21 protein-coding genes are annotated in these 22,468 nt (G+C 64.1%); 8 read left to right on the top strand and 13 right to left on the bottom strand.

Features of this window, described 5'->3' with window-relative positions:
• Window positions 1-172 precede the first annotated feature (172 nt).
• From pdhA to DKK67_RS16215, 4 genes are all read left to right on the top strand, one after another.
• Window positions 173-1,249 (top strand): pyruvate dehydrogenase (acetyl-transferring) E1 component subunit alpha, encoded by a 1,077-nt coding sequence (pdhA, locus tag DKK67_RS16200; RefSeq protein ID WP_111497543.1) that lies wholly within the window; start codon window positions 173-175, stop codon window positions 1,247-1,249.
• Window positions 1,242-2,219 carry an alpha-ketoacid dehydrogenase subunit beta gene (locus DKK67_RS16205; protein ID WP_111497544.1) on the top strand — a complete coding sequence of 326 codons (978 nt, stop codon included), beginning with the start codon at window positions 1,242-1,244 and terminating at the stop codon, window positions 2,217-2,219. Before pdhA ends, DKK67_RS16205 begins: the two co-directional genes overlap by 8 nt.
• Window positions 2,216-3,325 (top strand): dihydrolipoamide acetyltransferase family protein, encoded by a 1,110-nt coding sequence (locus DKK67_RS16210; RefSeq protein WP_111497545.1) that lies wholly within the window; start codon window positions 2,216-2,218, stop codon window positions 3,323-3,325. Before DKK67_RS16205 ends, DKK67_RS16210 begins: the two co-directional genes overlap by 4 nt.
• Before the next feature lie 283 nt (window positions 3,326-3,608).
• Complete coding sequence (locus tag DKK67_RS16215) at window positions 3,609-5,576, top strand: FAD-binding monooxygenase (RefSeq protein WP_111497546.1); 1,968 nt, start codon at window positions 3,609-3,611, stop codon at window positions 5,574-5,576.
• Between the two features lie 13 nt (window positions 5,577-5,589).
• Here DKK67_RS16215 and DKK67_RS16220 read toward each other — a convergent pair whose 3' ends face one another.
• Window positions 5,590-6,069: a MarR family winged helix-turn-helix transcriptional regulator gene (locus DKK67_RS16220; protein WP_204355855.1), complete on the bottom strand. Its 480-nt coding sequence runs from the start codon at window positions 6,067-6,069 to the stop codon at window positions 5,590-5,592.
• A gap of 210 nt (window positions 6,070-6,279) precedes the next feature.
• On the opposite strand from DKK67_RS16220, the gene DKK67_RS16225 reads away from it, so the two are divergent.
• On the top strand, window positions 6,280-6,945 hold the full coding sequence (locus DKK67_RS16225; protein ID WP_407657868.1) for a class I SAM-dependent methyltransferase: 666 nt from the start codon (window positions 6,280-6,282) through the stop codon (window positions 6,943-6,945).
• Window positions 6,946-7,215: 270 nt separating this feature from the next.
• Here DKK67_RS16225 and aroQ read toward each other — a convergent pair whose 3' ends face one another.
• The 4 genes from aroQ to DKK67_RS16245 all read right to left on the bottom strand — a co-directional run bounded on the left by aroQ (window position 7,216) and on the right by DKK67_RS16245 (window position 10,528).
• Window positions 7,216-7,656, bottom strand: coding sequence for a type II 3-dehydroquinate dehydratase (gene aroQ, locus DKK67_RS16230; RefSeq protein WP_111497548.1), 441 nt, complete (start codon window positions 7,654-7,656; stop codon window positions 7,216-7,218).
• Between the two features lie 27 nt (window positions 7,657-7,683).
• Window positions 7,684-8,952: a TRAP transporter large permease gene (locus DKK67_RS16235; RefSeq protein ID WP_111497549.1), complete on the bottom strand. Its 1,269-nt coding sequence runs from the start codon at window positions 8,950-8,952 to the stop codon at window positions 7,684-7,686.
• 4 nt (window positions 8,953-8,956) lie between these two features.
• A complete protein-coding gene (locus tag DKK67_RS16240; RefSeq protein WP_111497550.1) occupies window positions 8,957-9,427 on the bottom strand; it encodes a TRAP transporter small permease in 471 nt (156 codons plus the stop codon).
• A gap of 75 nt (window positions 9,428-9,502) precedes the next feature.
• Complete coding sequence (locus DKK67_RS16245; protein WP_111497551.1) at window positions 9,503-10,528, bottom strand: DctP family TRAP transporter solute-binding subunit; 1,026 nt, start codon at window positions 10,526-10,528, stop codon at window positions 9,503-9,505.
• Between the two features lie 665 nt (window positions 10,529-11,193).
• Between DKK67_RS16245 and DKK67_RS16250 the strand changes: the two genes are divergently transcribed.
• Both DKK67_RS16250 and DKK67_RS16255 read left to right on the top strand, forming a co-directional pair.
• Window positions 11,194-12,048 carry a shikimate dehydrogenase family protein gene (locus tag DKK67_RS16250; protein ID WP_111497552.1) on the top strand — a complete coding sequence of 285 codons (855 nt, stop codon included), beginning with the start codon at window positions 11,194-11,196 and terminating at the stop codon, window positions 12,046-12,048.
• A gap of 83 nt (window positions 12,049-12,131) precedes the next feature.
• Window positions 12,132-12,797 (top strand): GntR family transcriptional regulator, encoded by a 666-nt coding sequence (locus DKK67_RS16255; RefSeq protein ID WP_111497553.1) that lies wholly within the window; start codon window positions 12,132-12,134, stop codon window positions 12,795-12,797.
• Between the two features lie 46 nt (window positions 12,798-12,843).
• Here DKK67_RS16255 and DKK67_RS16260 read toward each other — a convergent pair whose 3' ends face one another.
• From DKK67_RS16260 to pcaQ, 6 genes are all read right to left on the bottom strand, one after another.
• The gene (locus DKK67_RS16260) at window positions 12,844-13,779 is read right to left on the bottom strand and encodes an AEC family transporter (RefSeq protein WP_111497554.1); all 936 of its coding nucleotides are present in this window, start codon (window positions 13,777-13,779) and stop codon (window positions 12,844-12,846) included.
• Window positions 13,780-13,947: 168 nt separating this feature from the next.
• Complete coding sequence (locus tag DKK67_RS16265) at window positions 13,948-15,273, bottom strand: class-II fumarase/aspartase family protein (RefSeq protein ID WP_111497555.1); 1,326 nt, start codon at window positions 15,271-15,273, stop codon at window positions 13,948-13,950.
• Between the two features lie 88 nt (window positions 15,274-15,361).
• Window positions 15,362-15,961 (bottom strand): protocatechuate 3,4-dioxygenase subunit alpha, encoded by a 600-nt coding sequence (gene pcaG, locus DKK67_RS16270; protein WP_111497556.1) that lies wholly within the window; start codon window positions 15,959-15,961, stop codon window positions 15,362-15,364.
• Between the two features lie 4 nt (window positions 15,962-15,965).
• A complete protein-coding gene (gene pcaH / locus DKK67_RS16275; protein WP_111497557.1) occupies window positions 15,966-16,664 on the bottom strand; it encodes a protocatechuate 3,4-dioxygenase subunit beta in 699 nt (232 codons plus the stop codon).
• Window positions 16,661-17,848 carry a bifunctional 3-oxoadipate enol-lactonase/4-carboxymuconolactone decarboxylase PcaDC gene (gene pcaDC, locus DKK67_RS16280; protein ID WP_111497558.1) on the bottom strand — a complete coding sequence of 396 codons (1,188 nt, stop codon included), beginning with the start codon at window positions 17,846-17,848 and terminating at the stop codon, window positions 16,661-16,663. The genes pcaH and pcaDC overlap by 4 nt, the downstream gene beginning before the upstream one ends.
• A gap of 86 nt (window positions 17,849-17,934) precedes the next feature.
• The gene (gene pcaQ, locus DKK67_RS16285) at window positions 17,935-18,885 is read right to left on the bottom strand and encodes a pca operon transcription factor PcaQ (protein WP_111497559.1); all 951 of its coding nucleotides are present in this window, start codon (window positions 18,883-18,885) and stop codon (window positions 17,935-17,937) included.
• 230 nt (window positions 18,886-19,115) lie between these two features.
• On the opposite strand from pcaQ, the gene DKK67_RS16290 reads away from it, so the two are divergent.
• Window positions 19,116-20,966 carry a bifunctional sugar phosphate isomerase/epimerase/4-hydroxyphenylpyruvate dioxygenase family protein gene (locus tag DKK67_RS16290; RefSeq protein ID WP_111497560.1) on the top strand — a complete coding sequence of 617 codons (1,851 nt, stop codon included), beginning with the start codon at window positions 19,116-19,118 and terminating at the stop codon, window positions 20,964-20,966.
• 10 nt (window positions 20,967-20,976) lie between these two features.
• On the opposite strand, the gene DKK67_RS16295 is transcribed toward DKK67_RS16290, so the two are convergent.
• Window positions 20,977-21,402 (bottom strand): SRPBCC family protein, encoded by a 426-nt coding sequence (locus tag DKK67_RS16295; protein ID WP_111497561.1) that lies wholly within the window; start codon window positions 21,400-21,402, stop codon window positions 20,977-20,979.
• A 111-nt stretch (window positions 21,403-21,513) separates the two neighbouring features.
• On the bottom strand, window positions 21,514-22,389 hold the full coding sequence (locus DKK67_RS16300; RefSeq protein ID WP_111497562.1) for an AraC family transcriptional regulator: 876 nt from the start codon (window positions 22,387-22,389) through the stop codon (window positions 21,514-21,516).
• Between the last annotated feature and the right edge of the window lie 79 nt (window positions 22,390-22,468).

Here is a 22,468-nt window from a genome sequence, read left to right on the forward strand (position 1 = left end):
AAAAAGAAGGTGAAGGTTCCTGCGTCCCAAGCCTACCCGGCGACGGGCGCGCACCCAAAACCAGGAAGTCCCGATCCGCCCACCCACGGCACCGGGGCTCCCCGAACGCCGGCCGGAAAAGGCCCGCCACAAGCGGGACTGGATCACGGCGGTGTAAGGAGAGAGTGGAGCCATGAAAGACCGCTACGCCTTTCACGTAGACAGCATCGCCTACCTCGACGACAAAGGCGACGCCGTGGGCGATCTGCCCGACTGGGCGGACGACCACGACACCCTGCTCGACGCCTACCGCAACATGGTCCTGACCCGGACCTTCGACAACAAGACCATCGCCCTGCAGCGCACCGGACAATGCGGCACCTACCCATCGGTGCTGGGTCACGAAACCATCGGTACCGCCATCGGCCAGACGCTGCAAGCTTCGGACGTGCTGGTGCCCTACTATCGCGACCACGCCGCCCAGTTCCTGCGTGGGGTGAGCCTGACCGAGATGCTGCTCTACTGGGGCGGCGACGAGCGCGGCAGCCGCTACGCGAACTGCCCGGAAGATCTGCCCATCTCCGTGCCCATCGCCACCCAGTGCTGCCATGCGGTGGGTGTGGCGGCGGCGTTCCGCATCCGCGAGGAAAAGCGGGCGGTGCTGTGTTCGCTGGGCGACGGCGCCACCTCCAAGGGGGATTTTCTGGAGAGCGTCAACCTGGCCGGCGCCTGGCACCTGCCGGTGGTGTTCCTGGTGGCCAACAACCAATGGGCGATATCCACACCGCGCCACTTGCAGACCGGCGCCGAAACCATCGCCCAGAAGGCCATCAGCGGAGGCCTGCCCGGCATCATCTGCGACGGCAACGACTACTTCGCCGTGCGCCATGCTCTGATGTACGCGCTGGAGCGGGCCCACAGCGGCAAGGGCGGTACCGTGATCGAAGCCATCACCTACCGGCTGGGCGACCACACCACGGCCGATGACGCCACCCGCTACCGCTCCGCCGAGGAACTGAAACAGGCCTGGGAGCGCGAAGGGATCAAGCGCCTGCAAAACTGGCTGCACCGCGCCGGACTCTGGGACGCCCAGCGCGAGCAGGCCCTGCAGGACGAGTGCAAGGCCCGGGTCGACGCCGGCGTGAAGGATTACCTGGCCACGGCGCCCGAGCCGGCGACGGCCATGTTCGACCATCTGTTCGAAACCCTGCCGGCGGCATTCGCCGAGCAGTACGCGCGCCTGCAGCGCCGGGAGGTGAAGCATGGCTGACGTGACCCTGGTGGAAGCGGTCAACATGGCGCTCGCCTACGAGATGGCCGCCGACGATAACGTCGTGGTGCTGGGCGAGGACATCGCCACCAACGGCGGTGTCTTCCGCGCCACCGTCGGGCTCAAGGACCGGTTTGGCTTCAAGCGGGTAATGGACACGCCGCTGGCGGAGAATCTGATCGCCGGCACCGCCGTGGGCATGGCCACCCAGGGGCTGCGCCCGGTGGCGGAGTTCCAGTTCATGGGGTTCATCTACGCCGGCATGGAGCAGATGATCAGCCATGCCGCGCGCATGCGTAACCGCACCCGCGGCCGGCTGAGCTGCCCGGCGGTGTTCCGGGCGCCCTTCGGCGGCGGCATCCACGCCCCGGAGCATCATTCGGAAAGCACCGAGGCCCTGTTTGCCCACATCCCCGGCCTGCGGGTGGTGATTCCCAGTTCACCGAAGCGGGCCTACGGCCTGCTGCTGGCCTCCATCCGCAACAATGACCCGGTGGTGTTCCTGGAGCCCAAGCGCATCTACCGGGCGGTGACCCAGAGCGTCGAGGATGACGGCGAGGCCCTGCCGCTGGACACCTGCTTCACCCTGCGCGAGGGCGACGACGTCACCCTGGTCAGTTGGGGCGCGTCCATCGCCGAAACCCTGGAGGCGGCGGACCAACTGGCGGAGCAGGGCGTGTCGGCGGAAGTGATCGACGTGGCCACCGTCAGCCCGCTGGATCGCGAGACCCTGCTGTGCTCGGTGGCCAAGACCGGTCGCTGTGTGATCGTCCACGAAGCCTGCCGCAACGGCGGCGTCGGGGCGGAGGTCGCCGCCAGCATCGCCGAGGCGGCGTTCCTGGACCTGCAGGCGCCGGTGGTCCGGGTTACCGGCTACGACACCATCATGCCCTACGCCCGCAACGAGATGGCGTACCTGCCGCAAGTGGCGGACATCGTTGAAGCCGTGGAACAGGTGATAGCGCTATGAAACATTTCAAGTTACCGGATCTGGGAGAAGGCCTGCCGGAAGCGGAGATCGTGGAGTGGCAGGTCAAGGTCGGCGACAGCGTCAGCGTGGATCAGGTGCTGGTGTCGGTGGAAACCGCCAAGGCCATCGTCGAAGTGCCGTCGCCGTTCGACGGGGTGGTGGCCAAGCTGTTCGGCGAGCCCGGCGACATCATCCACACCGGCGAGCCACTGCTGGCGTTCGAAGGCGAGGACGAAGACAGCGGGACGGTGGTCGGCGAGCTCAAACGCTCCCGGGACAGCCAGGCGAAGGACGACTTCATCGTCGGCGCCGCCGCCTCAAGCCGCAGCGCCCGCCATCAGAAGGCAACGCCGGGCGTGCGCGCCCTGGCTGAGCGCATGGGCGTCAACCTGGAAACCCTCAAGGGCAGCGGCCCGGGCGGCCTGATCACCAGCGACGACGTGCACGCCAAGGCCAGCCATCACAAGGCGCTGGGGGATGCCGAGCCCCTGCGCGGCGTGCGCCGGACCATGGCCCGCAACATGGCGGTGTCCCACGCCCAGGTGGTGCCGGTTTCGATCTTCGAGGACGCCGACATCCATCGCTGGAAGAAGGGCACCGACATCACCATGCGTCTGGTGCAGGCCATGGCGTCGGCCTGCGAAGCCTCGCCTGCCCTTAACGCCTGGTTCGACGGCGACGGCCTGAGCCGCCGGCTGCTGGACGAAGTGCACGTGGGCATCGCCGTGGACACGCCGGATGGCCTGTTCGTGCCCGTGCTGCGCGACGTCAACCATCGCCCGCAGAAGGATCTGCGCAAGGGGCTGGAGAACCTGCGCAAGGCCGTGGTGGAGCGCAAGATCCCGCCCCAGGAAATGCAGGGAGCGACCATCACCCTGTCCAACTTCGGCACGCTGTCTGGGCAGTACGCCAATCCGGTGGTGACGCCACCCCAGGTGGCCATTGTCGGCGCCGGGCAGATCCGGGAAAAGGTGGTGCCGTTCAATGGCAAACCGGCGGTGCATCGGGTGGTGCCCCTGTCGCTGACGTTCGATCACCGGGCCTGTACCGGCGGCGAGGCGGCGCGATTCCTGGCGGCCATGATCGAGGCCCTGGCCCAGCCCTGACAAGGTTTCCGGGGTGCGCAGTGCCGCCATCAACAGAGAGTGGCCACGGTGGGCTGGACGCCGGTGCGTGATCGGAGTATTGTTTGCTACGTAAACAATCACAATAGTGATGATCACAATACTGAGCAAATCACAATTGAACAAAAAGAGATCCAGGTGAGCGACGACCCAGTCTGTCGTCCGCACGCACTCACAAGGCCCGCCACAGACGCGATGCGCCGCACGGCGTTCGCCTGTTTATGACACCGGGAGTGCACCGTCCTGGCTCTTGAGAGGGTGACTTATGCAATTCCATCTCAATGGTTTTCGTACCGGCGATCCCGCCGTCCATCCTGCCGCCGATGCCGTCTCTACGCGCACACCGGACCGACTGCCCGACGACGTCGATGTTCTGATCGTCGGCTGTGGCCCGGCCGGTCTGACCCTGGCGGCCCAACTGGCTGCGTTCCCGGATATCACCACCTGCATCGTCGAGCAGAAGGACGGGCCCCTGGAACTCGGGCAGGCGGACGGGATCGCCTGCCGCACGCTGGAAATGTTCGAGGCCTACGGCTTCAGCGAAAAGGTGCTGAAAGAAGCCTACTGGGTGAACGAGACCACCTTCTGGAAACCGGACGACGCCCGACGCGACTGCATCAGGCGTTCCGGGCGTATCCAGGATACCGAGGATGGCCTGTCCGAGTTCCCGCACGTGATCCTCAACCAGGCGCGGGTCCACGACTTCTTCCTGGAGTCCATGCGCAACGCGCCGACCCGCATGGAGCCCTACTACTCGCGCAAACTGGCCGATCTCCAGGTGACGCCGCTGGCGGCGACCGACGAAAAGGCCCGGGGCCCGCGTGCGGCGCATCCGGTCACGGTGACGCTGGAGCGCACCGACGCCGCCCACGCCGGCCAGACCGAAACCGTGCGGGCGCGCTACGTGGTGGGCTGCGACGGCGCCCGCAGTAACGTGCGGCGAGCCCTGGGTCGGGAACTGCGCGGCGACTCCGCCAACCAGGCCTGGGGCGTGATGGATGTGCTGGCGGACACGGATTTTCCGGACATCCGCATGAAGTCGGCGATCCATTCCGCCAACGAGGGCAATATCCTGATCATCCCGCGCGAGGGCGGTTACCTGGTGCGCCTGTACATCGAGCTGGACAAGCTGAAAGCCGACGAGCGGGTGGCCAACCGCAACATCACGTCCGACCAGTTGGTGGCGGCGGCCCAGCGTATCCTGCATCCCTACACGCTGGACGTGAAGGAAATCGCCTGGTGGTCGGTGTATGAGATCGGCCAGCGCCTGTGCGACAAGTTCGACGACGTACCGGCGGAGGTCGTGGACGCGCGACTGCCCCACGTGTTCATCGCCGGCGATGCCTGTCACACCCACAGTCCGAAAGCGGGGCAGGGCATGAACGTGTCCGTGCGCGATGCCTTCAACCTGGGCTGGAAGCTGGCGGCGGTGCTGCGCGGCCAAAGCGAACCGGAGCTGTTGCACACCTATTCCGTGGAGCGTCAGGCGGTGGCCCAGCAACTGATCGATTTCGATCGCGAGTTCGCCAAGATGTTCAGCGCCCCGCCCAAGGGCTCGCCGGAAGACAGGGGCGATGGCGTCGATCCAGCCGAGTTCCAGAAATACTTTGTCCAGCACGGCCGCTTCACCGCGGGCACCGCGACCCGGTACCGGCCGTCGGCAATCACCGGCGCGCCGACGCATCAGGCTCTGGCCACCGGTTTCGAGATCGGCACCCGGTTCCACTCGGCGCCGGTTATCCGTATGTCCGACGCCAAGCCGGTTCACCTCGGGCACACGGTCAAAGCGGACGGACGCTGGCGGATCTTTGCCTTTGCCGACGCTCAGGACCCGGCTGCGACGGACTCCGGTATCCACAAGCTGTGCCGTTTCCTGGCGGATGCGCCGGAATCGCCGGTGCGCCGCTACACGCCGGCGGGCACCGACATCGACTCGGTGATTGACGTGCGGGCGGTGTTTCAGGCGTCCCACCGCGACATGGACGCGTCCGACCTGCCGGAGCTGCTGCACCCCCACAAGGGCCGCTACGGTCTGGTGGATCACGAGAAATCCTTCTGCCCGGACCTGAAGAACGGCCAGGACATCTACGACATGCGCGGGGTGGATCGCGAGCAAGGTTGCCTGGTCATCGTGCGGCCGGACCAGCATGTGGCTCACGTCTTGCCGCTGGACGCGCATCAGGCACTGGCGGACTTCTTCGCCGGTTTCATGCAGCCGGTCGAGGTCCGCTAGGCAGGGAGGCTTCCTAGTCGGCTTCGGTCTTGAGGGGCACGCGACTGAGGGCGTTATTCTCGTTGGCGATCTTGCCCAGCAGCCGGCTCAGGGTCTCGCGTTCCTCGTCATCCAGGGGGGCGGTCAACGCCTCCTGGGTGGCAAGGGCGGCGGCTTCGGCCTGCTGGCGCACCGCCAGACCGTCTTCGGTGATGGTCACCAGCACCGAGCGGCGGTCTTCCGGATTGCGCTCCCGCGCCACCCAGTGCTTCGTTTCCAGCTTGCGCACCACGACGGCAATCGTATTGCGGTCGAGGGCTGTGAGCCCGACCAGCGTGCTCTGGTCCAGGGTGCCTTTTTCCTCCAGCGCGCACAGCACAATGTACTGCAGCTGGGTGAGTCCCGCTTCCCTGCCTTCCCGCTGGAAGATGGCCACGCTGATCTGGTGGCAGCGGCGCAACAGGTTGCCCGGAAAGACGCTGCTTTCACTCAGTGGTCTGGATGCCTTTTTCACCTCGCCTCCTTGCTCGTGCTCGCGTTGACGCGATGGGGGTATTGCGGGCTCATTATGCCTGAATCGTGGTCTGGACGTATTGCATCCGGCGCGAGCGCCATGGACACTGCACGACAACAGCGGTTGAGACCGTTCCCCGCAATGCTTTGTTTCTGAATCGTCCATCAACCGGGCCTGCCTTGACCGGCGGTTTGCCCAGGGAGTGCCGTGATGTCCGAACTCGCTATCGCCCCCACACGTTGTTCCGTCTGCCACGCCGGCGAGATGCGTCTGCTGGAAAAGGTGGGCGACGTTCCCTACTGGCGCTGCACGCGGTGTGAGGCGACCCTGATGGCATCCAGCCACTGGCTGGATGCCGAGGCCGAGAAGCGCGTCTACGACCTGCACGACAACAACCCGGAAGACGACGGTTATCAGCGTTTCCTGGCCAAACTGGCCGATCCGCTGCTGGCGCGTGTGCCGGACGAAGCCCATGGTCTTGATTTCGGCTGCGGGCCGGGCCCGGCCCTGGCGCGGATGCTGGCGGCCCGGGGCATGGAGGTGTCACTGTACGACCCGTTCTACGCGGCCAATCCCGAGACCCTGGCGCAGCGCTACGACTTCATCACCTGCACCGAGGTGGTGGAGCATCTGCACGATCCCAATGCCGTGTTCCACCAACTGGACGACCTGCTCAAGCCGGGTGGTTGGCTGGGGGTGATGACCTGCTTCCAGACCGACGACGCCCGTTTCGCCAACTGGCACTACCGCCGCGATCCGACCCACATCGTGTTCTACCGGGAGACGACGCTGCGCTGGCTGGCCGACGCCCTCGGCTGGGAGCTGGACGTGCCGGTGAAGGACGTGGCGCTGTTTCGCAAGCCGGCGGTGGTCTGAACTTCCGGCACAACGGCGCCTTGCCTGATCTCGTTGTTTGATCGCAAGACTGGGATCTCGAGTCCGAAGCGAATGGATACCCTTGCCTGCGCTGCTATTAATGGCGGTCCTTCGGCCAGCTCGGAAGCTGAAGCTCCCGCGACATTGACGGAGTGGTCTGGTAACTCTGGAAAGGTATCGGGTGACTGCGGCGCGGGTTGAGCAGGGGGACGCGGGAATAAAAAGGCCCGGTGGCCACCGAAGCGGGCACACCGGGCGTAAGGGGAGGTTTCAGGCTTCCAGGCGCTGGATCAGGAAATCCAGGGCGGCCCGGTAGCCCAGGGTCCCCAGACCGGCAATCACGCCGTCGGCACGTTGAGACACGTAGGAGTGGTGACGGAAGGCTTCGCGCTGGTGGACGTTCGAGAGGTGGACTTCCACCACCGGGCCTTCGAACGTCTTCAGGGCGTCGAGGATCGCCACTGAGGTGTGAGTGTGAGCCGCAGGGTTGATGATGATGCCGTCCGCCTTGCCACGGGCTGCGTGGATGCGATCGATGATCGCACCCTCGTGGTTGCTCTGGAAAAAACCGATCTCAATGCCGGAGATGGTCGCCCGGTTTTCCAGCATGGCGCGGATGTCAGCCAGGGTCTCGTGGCCGTAGATCTCTGGCTGGCGTTGGCCCAATAGGTTGAGGTTGGGGCCGTTCAGCACGTCAATCACTCTGCTCATGCGGTCCTCTTAACGAATGCTTTCAGGTCAGTAGCCGAAGAGCCGTGGCAGGAAAGTCACGGTCTGCGGGATGAAGGTGATGATGGCGAGCACTGCCAGTTCCACCAGGAACAGGGGCATGATGCGTCGTGAAATGGCGCCCATGCCGACGTTGGCGATGGAGTTGGACACGAACAGGCAGATGCCCATCGGCGGCGTTACCAGGCCGATCATCAGGTTGAAGATCACCACGATGCCGAAGTGGGTCGGATCGATGCCCATGCTCATGGCAATCGGGTGCAGGATCGGCAGCAGCACCAGCATGGCCGCGATGCCTTCCAGGAACAGGCCCACCACCAGCAGGATCACGTTCACCAGCAGCAGGAACACCCAGGGATCGGAGATCTGGTCCAGCACCAGGGCACTCAGGCTCTGGGGCACGCGGGCGAAGGTCAGCAGCCAGTTGGCCGCGGCCACCACGCCGATGATGATCAGGATCACCGAGGAGTCGCGCATGGCGCGTACGAAGATGCCGGGCAGTTGGTTGATGTGCAGGCTGCGCATCACGAACATGCCGGCGATCAGCGCGTAACCGGCGGCCAGGGCGGCGGCCTCGGTGGGCGTCACGATCCCGGTCAGGATCGAGCCGACGATGAACACCGGCATGAACAGCGGAATCCAGGCTTCGCCCAACGCCTGGAAGCGCTCGCGGACGGTCTTCTTCGGATGCACCTCGGCGTAATGTCCGGCGCGGAAACGCACGTACAGGGACAGGCCCGCCGCCAGCAGGATGCCCGGCGCCACACCGGCCAGGAACAGCGCCGGCACTGAGGAGCCGGCGGTGATCAGGGCGTAGATGATGACCGGAATGCTGGGCGGAATCATCGGGCCGATCACCGACGAGGCGGCGGTCAGGGCGGCGGCGAAGTCGCGCGGGTAGCCGTCTTTCTCCATCTCCGGAATGAAGATGCGGCCCAGGGCCGAGGTGTCGGCCACGGCGGAACCGGACAGGCCGGCGAAAATCACCGATGCCCAGATGTTGACCTGCGCCAGGCCGGCTTTCATGTGGCCCACCAGGGCGTTGGCAAACTTGATGATGCGACCGGTGATGCCGCTCTCGTTCATCAGTTCGCCGGCCAGGACGAACAGGGGAATCGCCAGGATGGCGAACGAATCCAGGCCGGAGAAGATCCGTGTGGCAATCAGGCTCAGCGGATAATCCACCTGGGTCAGGTAGCCCACCATCGACAGCAGGATCGCGAAGGCGATCGGCGCACCGATGGCAAGCAGGACGATCAGGACAATAAAGGCAACCATGTTGTTATTCGCTCTGCTGGCTGTTGGTGTGCAGGTAGTCCGCCAACTTGAACAGGGCGGCGATGGTCAGGCAGATGCCGCCGATCCACATGGCGGACTGGAACAGGGACATGGGCAGGCCCGTGCCGGGGGCTTCCAGCTCACCACGGCTGGCGGTGAAGCCAAAGCCGGCCCAGGTCAGCACCAGACCGCAGGCCAGGGCGGAAAGGTCGGTGAGAACCTTGCACACCCGTTTGGCACCGTCGGACAGCAGGTTCTCGAGCAGCTCGAACTTGATGTGCAGGTCGTCGAGATAGCACAGCACCGTACCGAACAGGGCGCCGTAGATCATGCCGTAGCGCGCCACTTCTTCGCTCCACTGCAGCGGGGCATCGAACAGGTAGCGCATCAGACTGCTGACCAGGACCACGGTGAAAATGAGCAGGAGCGAGCTGCCGGTCAGCCAGGCCATCAATTGCTTGTAGAGCCGTTTCATGAGTTCTCTTCCCAGTAGCTGATACACGATGAGTGTCGGGCGCCATTACGCCCGCATGAGTCAGCGCAGTGGCCGTCAGTCGGCGGTGGCCTGCTCGACGGCGTCCTGCACCCGGGTGATCCAGGCGGGATCCAGCTCACCCTTCAGCCACTCGATCACCGCCGGCTGGGCGGCCTGCTGGAACTTGCCCAACTGCTCGCGGGTGGGCGTGGTGATGGTCATGCCTTCATCGGACAAGCGGGCCAGCCCCTCGGCGGAGTTCACCTGCTGGATGGCGCGCCCCACCAGACCGGCGGTCCTGGCGGCGTTGCGCACCAGGCGCTGGTCCTCGGCGGACAGGCTCTGGAAGAGATCGTCGTTGATGACCAGGAAATCCGTGCCGTAGACGTGGCCGTCCAGGGTCAGGTAATCCTGCATCTGGTAGAACTTCATGTTGTAGATGGTGCCGATAGGGTTTTCCTGGCCGTCCACCACGCCGGTGGCCAGGGCGGACGGTACTTCCGGCCAGGCAATCGGGGTGGGTTCGGCACCCAGGGCACGGACCATCTCCACGAACAGCGGCGTGGTCATGACGCGGATTTTCAGGCCGTCCAGGTCCTTGGGCTCGGCAACCGGGCGCTTGGAGTTGGTGAAGTTACGAAACCCGGTCTCGCCGTAGGCGAGGATACGCAGACCGGTTTCCTCCAGGCAGTGATCGCTCAGTGCCTGGCCAAAGGGGCCGTCGAGGACGTCCCACGCCACCGGGGCGGAGGGAAACAGGTAGGGAATATTGAGCACCGAGGCTTCCGGGCACAGCTGGGTGAAGCTGCCGGAGGCCATGACCATGCTCAGCACGCCTTCCTGGGCGGTCTGCAGCATGTCCATCTCGCCGCCGAGCTGGCTGGAGGGGTAAACGTTCACGGCAATGCGACCACCGGTCTGGCCTTCGACCATGTCCTTGAAGACCTTGGCCGCGGCTCCCTTCTTGGAGGTGGTCCATTCCTGGGGGTCCACGTGACCGAACGACAGTTCGATCTCGGTGTCGGCCGCGTGGCCGGGCAGACTGAACATCGACAGGGCGAACGACAGGGCCAGCCCCATTGTTGTTGTCGTGAGCTTCATTGTTTGACTCCACCTCGCGGCCGAAACCGCTAACGGGTTGATTGTTTTTGTGAGCCTGCGACCGCCTCTGAGGCCTGTGGCGGGCGTTAAGAGGTTGGCCGAGGCTAGCAACGGCATTCAATCGAGTCAATCTAATAGGGTTAAATCAAAAATACCCTATATTTTGACCCGGACGGATTCTGGCGCTGGCCACTCAAGGCCCCGCCCGTTGATCCGTCATCCCCCGAAAGACTGCCGGACGCCGTCCACGCGCCATCCGGAGGATTACGCATTTTCCTCACTGTGTCTCAATGCATATGGCATGAAAAATGAGGTTTTGTCGTTTTGGTATATCGAATTGAATATGTTAAGCGGCCGGAACGACCCCGTACCGAGCCTGCCGGAAAGCCCTGGAATGTGTTGTAGTAGATTGAAAAAAAAGATTTTTATGAATTATTTCTGTGCGAGATATGTCGGCACCACGCAAACTTTAAAGGGTAAAAAATAAAGTATCCTATACTTTTGTTATTAGCCTACAGATTGAGTTTCGCGATTGGCTGTGAGTATGATCAATGTCACCAGCAAGCGGGTAGCCACGACTGCCCGTCACCCTGTTTGATGGCAGGGCGGGATCTCCGGCGGCGCCGTCTGCCGGTGGATTCCGTCGCCCGATCCGGAGATTCACCATGTTCAAGCTTGGGCTCATTGGCCAATCCATCGCGCAGTCCCGCTCGCCGGCACTGCATGAAATGCTCGGCGAGATTCACGGCCTGCCGGTCAGCTACGTTCTGCACGAGCCTGAAGACAGTTCGCCGGAGGCCTTCCGGGCCACCCTGCAGCAGCTGCGGGATCAGGGCTACCGCGGAACGAACGTGACCTTCCCCTATAAGCAGCTGGCCGTGGCGGAAGTCGATACTATCAAGCCGTCGGTGGAGCGGGTCGGGTCCACCAACACCCTGGCTCTGGGGGAGCGCGTCGTCGCCTATAACACCGACTACACCGGCTTTATCCGGGGCTACCGCCGTCGTAACGGCGAACGGGCGGCTGGCCGCGTGGTGCTGGTGGGCGCCGGCGGCGTGGGCCGCGCAGTGGCGTTTGCACTGTTTGAGGTGGGTGCCACCGAAGTGTTGATCTCGGACCTGAATCGCGACAGCGCGAACTCGCTGGCTGTCGCCCTGAATGCCTCCGGCTGCACGTCCCGAGTGCTGGAGCCCATCGAGGTGGAAGATGCGGTGCGTGGTGCCGACGGCCTGGTGAACTGCACGCCGGTGGGCCATTACAAGTCGCCGGGCATGCCGGTGCCGGCGGACTGGATCGGCTCCCAGCAATGGGTGTTCGATGCGGTCTATACGCCGATCGATACCGAGTTCCTGCAAACCGCTCATGCCAGGGGGCTGAGCATCGTGTCCGGTTTTGACCTGTTCATCTTCCAGGGCATCGACGCCTTCGAAATCTTCACCGGGATCGAGGTGACCGACCCGGCGCCGGTGATCGAGCGTTTCCTGGCGCGCTACGAGATCACCAGCGAGCTGATCGGCTGAGTGGCCGATCGCCCGGGCATACAGGGTGCATCCGTTGATGTAAAATCGGGCCTGTCCGAAACCGAGGTGATCCTGAAAGCGCTATGAATATCGCCGTTGACCGCAAACTGGTAGGCCGAACCGTTTACGAAAGCCTGCGTAATGACATCGTGACCGGCCGCCTGGAGCCTGGCTACAAGCTCAAGCTGAACGAGCTTAAGGAGCGTTACAGCGCCAGTATCAACACGCTGCGTGAAACCCTCATGCGGCTGGTGTCCGACGGCTTCGTCAAGTTTGAGGACCAGAAGGGATTCCGGGTGAACCCGGTGTCCAAACGCGACCTGGAAGAGCTGGTCGATCTGCGGGTGATGCTGGAAACCCGGGGGCTGCGTCAGTCCATGGCGGACAAGGATCGCCTGATGGACTGGAAATCCGGTCTGCTCAGCAGCCATTACCGGCTGACCTGCATGGAGCAGCTGATGATGGAAGACGAGGCGGCGAATGTGGAGGAGTGGGAGCTGGCCGATCGCAGTTTCCACCTGGCGCTGGTCGCCAACTGCGGTTCCCGTCAATTGATCCGTTACCACGCCTCAATCATTGAGCTGTTCATGCGCTACCAGGTGCTGGCGCTGGAAAAACGCCCGTTCCGGGGCCAGGCCAGCATCGACGATCACCAGGCACTGCTCGACCTGATCATGACGGACGATGTGGAAGGCGCCGTCGGCCTGTTGACCCATCACATCGTCGCCGGCCGCGAACTGCCGCTCTGAGACGTCTTGTCTTTTCCTGTCCCGCCTTGTCAGTCGTCGCGCCGGCTCAGAAGAGCACGGCCAGGGCGATGCTGATGCTGAAGAAAGACAGCACCGTACACGCCAGCAGGATGCTGGAGCAGAGCTGGCGCTGGCCATAGAGGCTGCCGATGATGGGGTAGACGCTGGCCAGCGGCATGGCGGCGAGCAGGATGGCCGCTTTCTGCAACTGCGGGTCGAAATCCGGCAGCAGCCAGATCAGAAGTACCATCATCAACGGGTGCAGCGTGAGCTTGCCCACTGCGACCATCCCGATTTCGCCGATGTTGCCCCGGATAGAGCTGCCCACCAGCGACGCGCCCACGAAAAACAGGGCGACCGTGGCCGAGGTGCGGCCGAGCATATCCAGACTGGCCTGCAATACGTCGGGCACCTCCAGCTCAAGCAACGATGCCAGTACGCCCGCCACAATGGCGATGATCAGCGGGTTGCGAGCGATCCGCCGCGCCAGCGGCCGCACCACTTTGGCCAGGGGCTCGCCACTGCGCCGTCCCAGGCTGTACTCGATTGCGATCAGGGCCAGGGGCATGATGATCATGTTCTCGATGATCAGGTTCATGGCAAAGGCGTTGGTCGGCGGATCGTCGAACGCCAGCAACAGAACCGGATAACCCACGAAGGCGCTGTTGGACAGGGCCATCCCCATGCCCTTGATGGCGCCGGTACTTAGCGGGTCTCTGTAGAACACCCGGGTCAGCGCCAGGCCGCCGAGGAACGCCAGCAGGGAACCCAGGCCGTAGACCAGCAGGTAATCGGGATCGATGACCTCGTGGAACGACATCTGCGACACCGTGCTGAAGATCAGGGCGGGCAGGGCGAAGTAGATGACGAACTGGCCCAGGCCGTGGACGGCGTTGGCGGGGAACAGTTTCAACCGGACCGCCCCGAAACCCAGGGCGATCAGGATAAAGATGGGGGCGGTGGTGGACAGGATGGACAGCAAAGGCGCTCCTACGGGGTCGCATGAAAAACGGCGCCGCCCGGTTCGCGGCGCTCGCCACCGAGCCGGCACACCGTCTCACAGCCTCGTTACAGGCGCATAAAATGGCGTGTTCGCGTGTCGGGGCGGGCGCTATGCCGCCGCAAACATGAAGGTGTACGGGGCGCCGGTTCAGGGTCGGGCGTGAAACAGGATATCAGTTAGCCACCTATCGGTCGCGCCCCCGGCGACCAGTTGCTGGCGCAGCTGCTCCAGATCGATGGTTTCGCCGGTCTTGTCCTGGATGATCTGCAGCAGATGGCGGTCGCCATTCAGCGCCTCCTGTGCGCTTTCCTTGACCAGTGCCGCGGCCTGGTCGCGGGGCATGGTGCGCGCCAGGGCGAAGGTGGCGGATTCGGCGTAGATCACGCCGTTGTAGGCGTCGAGGTTGTCGCGCATGCGCTGGTCGTGGACTTCGATAAAGCGCAGGCCTTCCCGGGCATGGTTCAGGGCGACGGAGGCCGCCATCAGCTGCTGGGGCAACTGGAACCATTCCTGGGTCCAGGCGCTGCCACTGCGCTCGTGTTCCTGCAGCATGGTCTGGTGCATCTGGCCGGTGGCGCTGGCGCAGGTGCGGGCCATGGCGACGATCACTTCGGCGTCCACCGGGTTGCATTTCTGCGGCATGGTGGAGGAGCCGCCGCCGTTGGTGAAGCGCAGCTCACCGACTTCCGATTGCGCCAGCCATAGCCAGTCCTGGGCCATCTTGCCCAGCGTGCCTGTGGTCAGGCTGAGCCAGCCGGACAGCTCCACCAGGGTGTCGCGCTGGGTGTGCCAGCAGGGGCCGGCGGTCAGGTCCAGGCGCTGGGCCAGCCCCTCATTAATCGCCGCGGCCTGGTCACCCATGGCGGCCAGGGTGCCCACCGCGCCGCCCAGTTGCACGCGCAGCAGGCGCGGACGCATTTCGTCCAGGCGGTCCAGCTGATGCAGCAGCGGCGCCAGCCACTGGGCCACCTTGAGGCCGAAGCTCATGGGCACCGCCTGCTGGGTGCGGGTACGGCCGGCAATCAGGGTCGAGCGGTGCTGCTCGGCCAGGTCGGCCAGCGCACCGACGACCTGACGCAGGCGCTCCTCCTGGATAGCCAGTACCTCCCGGACATTGAGGATCAGCGCGGTATCGACGATGTCCTGGCTGGTGGCGCCGAAGTGCACCCAGCGGGCGCTGTCTTCCGGCAATGCGGCTTTCAGCGCCTTGACCAGGGCCGGGACAGGCACCCCGGCCGAGGCCACTCCGCCGGCCAGATCGGCGGGGACCAGCGTCAGGGATTCGGCGGTATTGGCGATGTCCCGCGCGGCGTCCTGCGGGATCAGCCCGGCATCCGCCTGGGCCAGGGCCAGTTTCCCCTCGACGGCGAGCATGGCGCGCAGCTGGCCGTTGTCACCCAGCCGTTCGGCGGTGGCCGGATCGGACAGCAGTTGGCCATAGAGTTGCGAATCGAAGGGAGAAACCTGGTACATGTCGTCAATGCGTCCCGTTGCAGTGGCAGGAAAAACAAACGCCCGCGACCATGATAGCGGGTTCGCGGGCGTTGCGGGGAGGGCTCGATCAGAAGTCGAAGAAAACGGTCTCCTGGTCGCCCTGCATGTGGATATCGAAGCGGTACTCGACACCGGTGGCGGTCTCGCTGCGCTGGGCGATCAGGGTATCGCGACGGTCGGCAGGGACCTTCTCCAGCACCGGATCGGCGTTGTTGGCGTTCGTCTCATCGGCGAAATACAGGCGGGTGTAGGCGTGGTTCATCAGGCCTCGGGCAAACACCACAAAGCTGATAAAGGGCGCCGCGCCCTCCTGGGACGATCCCGGCTTGATGGTCTCGAAACGGTAGCTGTTGTCTGCGGTGGTGCCGGTGCCGAAGCGGCCGAATCCCTTGAAATTGGGGTCCAGAGGCCGGTCCGCGCGGGCGTCGTTGGGGTGGTCGAAGCGCCCCTCGGCATTGGCCTGCCAGATTTCGATCATGGCGTCGTCGATGGGAGCGCCGTTGCCGTCGAACACCCGGCCGACGATGCGGATGCGCTCACCGCGGGTGTCATCGTTGACCAGCACGTCACTGGCAATCTGGCTGAACGGATAATGGTACTGCTGGGCCGTCAGGCAGTAGGCAAAGTAGGGGCCGACGGTCTGGGACGGGGTCTGTTTCAGAGTCATGATGTCAGGCCTCCATGGGAGTAGCGTTCACGCCACGCAGAACAATGTCGAAGACGTAGCCCAGGGCGTAATTCTCTTCGGTGACGTCGATCGAAAATTCGCTGACCAGACGATCGCGGGACTGCTCCGGCACCGACTGGAAGATCGGGTCCAGCGCCAGCAGCGGATCGCCCGGGAAGTACATCTGGGTCACCAGACGGGTGGCGACGGTCGGGCCGAACAGCGAGAAATGGATGTGGTTCGGACGCCAGGCGTTGGGGTGGTTGCCCCAGGGGTACGCGCCGGGCTTGATGGTCATGAACCGGTACTCGCCCTTGTCGTTGGTCAGGCAGCGGCCGGAGCCCAGGAAGTTTGGGTCCAGTGGCGCGTCGTGCTGGTCCCGCTCGTGCACGTAGCGACCGGCGGCGTTGGCCTGCCACACTTCCACCAGCGTGTTGGGCACCGGGTTGCCGTTCTCGTCCAGCACGCGGCCGGTGACGATGATGCGCTCGCCCAGGGGTTCGCCGTTGACGCGGCCGTTGCGGGTCAGGTCGTTGTCCAGCTCGCCGAGAACTTCCTCGCCGTAGGCCGGGCCGGTCAGCTCGGCCATTTCCGGATCGATCTCGACCAGGTTGCGGGACACGCCGCGCAGGGTCGAGGATTTGTACTCGGGGCTCAGATAGGCCGGATGGCTGGCCCAGTCACGAGGGGTGATCTTGCTCATTTTTCTGTCTCTCCATCAATGGCAATGCCCAGTTTCTTGTAGGTTTCCCTGGCGATGCGGATCGCGGTATTCGAGGCTGGAACGCCCGCGTAGACGCCCAGGTGCAACAGGGTTTCGCGTACTTCTTCCAGGGTAGCGCCGGTGTTCTGTGTGGCACGGATATGCATGGCGAGTTCCTCTTCGTGACCCAGTGCCGCCATCAGGGCGATGGTCAGCAGGCTGCGGTCGCGTTTGCTGAGGAAGGGGCGGCTCCACACGGTGCCCCAGGCGCCTTCGGTGATGAATGTCTGGAACGGCAGGTCGAAGTCGGTCTTGTTGGCTTCGGCGCGGTCCACGTGGGCGTTGCCCAGCACCGAGCGGCGCACCTTCATGCCCAGGTCGAAACGGCTTGGCTCCGGTGCCTGCTGGCCGAGGAAATCGACAATCAGGTCGGCCAGGGCCTTGGGCTGCTCGACGCAGGGCAGGTGGCCGGCGTCGGCGACGACTTCGAAACGCGCGCCGTCGATCAGCTCGGCCATCGAACGCACCAGCTCCGGCGGCGTGGAGCCGTCGTCGGCCCCGACCACGCACAGGGTGGGCTGGGTCAGGCCGCGGGTTTCGTCGGTCAGGTCACTGTCGCGCAGGGCGGTGCAGGTACCCAGGTAGCCCTCTTTCGGGGTGCGTACCAGCATATGGCGCCAGAGTTCGACCGCCTGCGGCTGCTGCTGACGGAAGCTGGGGCCGAACCAGCGCTCAAGGATGGCGTCGGCGACGCTTTCGATGCCGTTCTCGCGGATGGCATCGATGCGGGTGTTCCACATGTCGGCCTGGCCAATCTTGTGGGCGGTGTCACACAGGATCAGGTGGCTGACCAGGTCCGGGCGGCGGGCGGCGACGCCCTGGGCGATCTGGCCGCCCACGGACAGGCCGCACAGGCTGACGGCTTTCAGGTCCAGGCCGTCCAGCAGGCCGATCAGGTCGTTGATGTGATCATCCGGCTGGTAGGGGCTTTCCGGGCAGGAGGACAGGCCGTGGCCCCGCTTGTCGTAGCGCAGGAAACGGAACTGGTCGCGCAGGTGGGGCAGCAGCGGCTCCCAGACGCGCAGGTCCGTACCCAGAGAGTTCGAGAAGACGAGCAGGGGAAGGTGAGCGGGGCCTTCCAGTTGGTAATGGAGGATCTGTCCGTTGACGGAAAGCGTTTGCATGAATCTTGGCCTTATTTGTTGGTGACGGCTGTCCTCTTACTCTTTAACAGACTTTCCGTTATGTAAAATGAGCCTTTGTTGTTTTGTTATACCGTTTTCGGTATGGAATGGTTGGCCGTGCGATCCGCGCTGCCGGAACTGTCCCGGACAGCGTTCATGAAAAGCTGCAGTGCCGGCGACGGTAAGGTATCGGCGCGGGTGGTCAGGCCCACCTGACCCAGGGTTTCCTTGGTGTCCAGGGCCAGCTCGGTGAACTCACCGGTGGCGATCTCCCGGGCGACCACGCCGCGGGAAATGATCCAGACGGCGTCGGTCTGGCGGATGTATTCCTTGCCGAAGGCGTCGGAGATCGTTTCGATGCGATCGGGCAGGGCACCGATGCCCTGAGCCAGCAGAAATCGCTCCACCGAGGCGGCGATGATCGAATCCTTGGGCGGATACAGCACGGTGTAGGCGCTAATGTCCTTGAGGTCCAGCGGACGGGAACGCAGCAGAGGATGGCCCGGACGCACCACGAACGCGACGCGCTCCGAGTACAGGTGCTGGAACGACAGCCCCGACATCAGTTCCGGTTCCGCCAGACGCCCCACCACCAGATCCAGTTCGCCCACGCGGAGCTGGCTGAGCAACAGTTTGTTGGGACCGGAGACCAGCTTGAGTGTGGCATCGACGCCACCTTGACGGAAACGCTGCACGGCCCGTGGCAGCACGCTGGTGGCGACGGTGGGCAGGACCCCGATGGTGAGCTGGGTCTGGCCACGCTGCTGCGCCTGGGCGATGCTGTTGGTGCCCTCCCGCAGGGCCGCCACGCTGGCCCCGGCGTAACGCAGGAAGACCTCGCCGAACTGGGTCAGCTCCACGCCTTTCTTACTGCGTTCCATCAGGCGCACGTCGAGCATTTCTTCCAGCTCTTTCAGCTTCTTCGACACCGCCGGCTGGGTCAGGGCCAGCACGTCGGCGGCCCGGCCCACGCTGCCCTGGCGGGCGACTTCCAGGAAGCACTGCAGGTGGCGGTACTTGATCCGGTTCTCAAGCATGGTCGCTTTACCTAAAATATAGGGTATTTTCGATTTGGTTGAACGGATAGCTATTTTGGATAGTATGGGCGTCGAATTCCATTATTGCATATTGAAAACGATATAAAGGCCATTCGTTTATTCATTGTTCACCGTCGGGCTTTGCTTCTACGGTGGAATGATCAGCCGCGCGCCCGCCGGGCCTTTGGCCCGGCAGGCGGTCAGGACACGAGCGATTTGGGGGCTCATTCATGAAGAAGGCACTGGCAACGGTTTCCATTTCCGGTTCGCTGGAAGACAAGCTGCAGGCGGCCGCCCGGGCCGGCTACGACGGTGTGGAAATCTTCGAGAACGATCTGACCCAGTTCGACGGCACGCCAGCCGAAGTGCGCAGCATGGCGGAGAATCTGGGCCTGGAAATCATCGCCCTGCAGCCGTTCCGGGATTTCGAGGCGATGCCCGAGCCCTATCGCTCGCAGAATTTCTATCGGGCGCGCCGCAAGTTTGAGCTGATGCACGAGCTTGGCACCTCGCGCCTGCTGATCTGCAGCAACGTATCGCCTCACGTCATCGACGACCGCAATCGCGCCGCGGATGACTTGCACGAACTGGGCGAACTGGCGGCGAAGGAAGGCTTTCATATTGGCTACGAGGCCCTGGCCTGGGGCCGGCACGTGGCCGACTACGACGTGGCCTGGGACATCGTCAAACGCGCCGACCACGACAACGTCGGCATCATTCTCGACACCTTCCACATGTTCGCCCGGGGCAACACCCTGGACCTGCTGCGCGACGAGATCCCCGTCGACCGCATCGCCCTGGTCCAGGTGGCGGACGCCCCCAGCCTGCAGATGGACGTGCTGCACTACAGCCGCCATTTCCGTTGCTTCCCCGGTCAGGGTGACATGCCCGTGACCGAGTTCGTGCAGTGCCTGCGCGACAAGGGCTTCGACGACTACCTGTCCCACGAGATCTTCAACGACGAGTTCCGCGCGTCGTCGCCGCTGGAGAAGGCGGTGGACGGCATGCGTTCGCTGATCTGGCTGGAAGAGCAGACGGCTCCGAAGGAAGAAGCGCCGGTGGTGCCGGAGATCACCGATGTGGAGTTCATCGAGTTCGCTGTAGCCGGCGACAGCGGTGAGGAACTGCTGGCCCTGCTGCAGAAACTGGGTTTCCGCGAAACCCATCGTCACCGCTCCAAGCAGGTCAGCCTGATGCGCCAGGGCGACATCAACCTGGTGCTTAACCGTGAGCCGCAGAGCCAGGCCCACGAGCACTTCGAAGCCCATGGCGTATCGGTGTGCGCGCTGGCGTTCGCGACCTCCGACCTCAATCGGATGCTGCGCCGCACCGAGCGTTTCCGCAGTCGCCGCTTCGCCAACCAGAGCGGTCCGGGCGAGCTCAATATTCCCGCCATCCGGGGCATCGGCGACAGCCTGGTGTATCTGGTGGAGCGTCGCGAGGGCGTGCGTTTTTTCGATGTGGACTTCGTGCCGGTGGATGACGGTTCAACCGGCGGTATCGGCCTGACCGCCATCGACCACGTCGGGCAGGCGGTTTCCAACACCGATTTCCTGTCCGCCTCGTTCTTCTACAAGTCGCTGTTCGACTTCAACGTGGAAGCCAGCACCGACCTGCCGGACCTGTACGGCCTGGTGGTGAGCCGGGTGGCGACCAGCCCCAATGGTCGGGTGCGTATCCCGATCAACATGAGCGCCGCCCGGGAAGCCTCGGCGCAGCGCTTCATCAGCCGTTCGCGAGGCTCCGGGGTACAGCAGATTGCGTTCGACTGCGAGGACATCTTCGCCGCCGCCGAAGCCATCGGTGAGGACAGTCTGCTACCGATTCCCGACAACTACTACCGCGACCTGGACGCCCGCTTCGGGCTGGACCCGGAGCTTTTGGAGCGGATGCAGGCGCTGAACATCCTCTACGATCGCAACGACGACGGCGAGTTCTTCCATGCCTACACCCGGGAAGTGCACGGCGTATTCTTCGAAGTGGTACAGCGGATCGACGGCTACGGCCGCTACGGCGAGGCCAACGCCCACATCCGTCTGGCCTCCCAGGCGCGGGAATACCGCAACTCCGCCGACCAGTAACCGCGCCTGATCAGGCCAGCCGCGGCACTTTCTTCATGCCGCGGCGAATGGCCTGTTCCAGCCCGGCGCTGATAACGCGGCCGCTGAACGGCACCAGGTCGTCGAAGCGGATGGTGTAGTTGACCACCGTCTGCCCGTTCAGGTCGTCGAAGCGCAGGCGGCCCAGATGGTTGCGGATAGGGCTGATGCTGGTGACCGTGTACTCGATCAGTGAATCCGGCTCGAAGGCAATGATCGTCTCTTCCAGTCCGATCGGACCGATGCCCACCTTGCGCACTGATCCCAGACCGTTGGGGTCGGCCTGGTCGCTGTCCTTGATGCGTTTGACCGGCGCCCCCAGGATGCCGCCAATCCGGTTGTGATCGGCGAACAGCTTGAATACGCGTTCCCGCGGCAGGTCATATTGTTCCTGTATTTCAATGGTGTAGCTGGCCATGTGGGTTCCTTGTTGTTGTATGAGGACTCAGCGTATCAGCTTTTTCCGCGAACAAAAGTGGCCGCATCGCCGTGGCCTCGCTCCGGCAAAGTGCCAGCCGTTGCGCCGCACTCAGTGCCGCCGTGTGTGGCGGTAATCCCGTGGCGACAGCCCCATCACCTTCTTGAACAGCCTGGAAAAGTAATAGCTGTCCTCGTAGCCCAGCCCGTCGCTGATCTGGCGAAAGGTCAGGTCGGAGTTGTCCAGCAGCTGGCAGGCCCGCTCCACCTTCAGGTGCAGGAACTGCTGGATCGGCGCCACGCCGGTCAGGCTGCGGTAGCGGGTGGCGAAATGGGCCGGTGACAGGCCGGCCAGCTCCGCCAGGTTCTCCAGGGTCAGGCGCTCGTCCAGGCGCTCTTTCATAAAGCTGTGGATGCTGTCCAGATCCAGCGGCTGGCGGTGGGCCAGCGGCTCGGTGCACAGGGTGACGGCGGTCAGCAGTTGGCGCAGCCGGTTGGCGGCGTGGATCAGTCCCGCCGGTCGGAAGCCGGTCTGCTGTACCGCCAGCAGTCCGTTGAAATCCACCAGCAGGCGCGGCTGCTGTCCGACATGGCGCACCAGCGTCTGGCGCGAAAAGCCCATGTGTTCTCGGAACGCGGGGGCCAGGCCGCCGGCGTAGTGCACCCAATGCAGGGACCAGGGCTGATCGGTGTCGGCGACGTAACGGTGGGCGGCGCCCCGTGGCAGCAGCAGTAGGTCGCCGGCGTGAATGCGATGGGCCTCGCCTTCCACGTTCAGGTGCGCGACGCCGTCGGTGCAGTAGATCAACAGTTCGTCGTCGTGGTGCTGGCGGTGCATGTGGTGCCCGCCGGCCTGGCGGTAATGGCCGAAGGCGACCGGGTAGAGGTCGCGGGTCAGGGGGTGTTCGGCCAGCATGCGCACCAGGCGCGAGGGCACCACGTAGCGGACGCTGTCGGGTGGCAGCGGCCACTGGGAAGTCCGGCTCATGCTTGAGTCCTGTCGGTCTTGTCATTGTTTTCGAAAAATAATCCATCACGCGCGAAATTTAGTCAATCTTGGTGCGTGA

Source organism: Marinobacter bohaiensis (assembly GCF_003258515.1).
GTDB classification, from domain to species: domain Bacteria; phylum Pseudomonadota; class Gammaproteobacteria; order Pseudomonadales; family Oleiphilaceae; genus Marinobacter_A; species Marinobacter_A bohaiensis.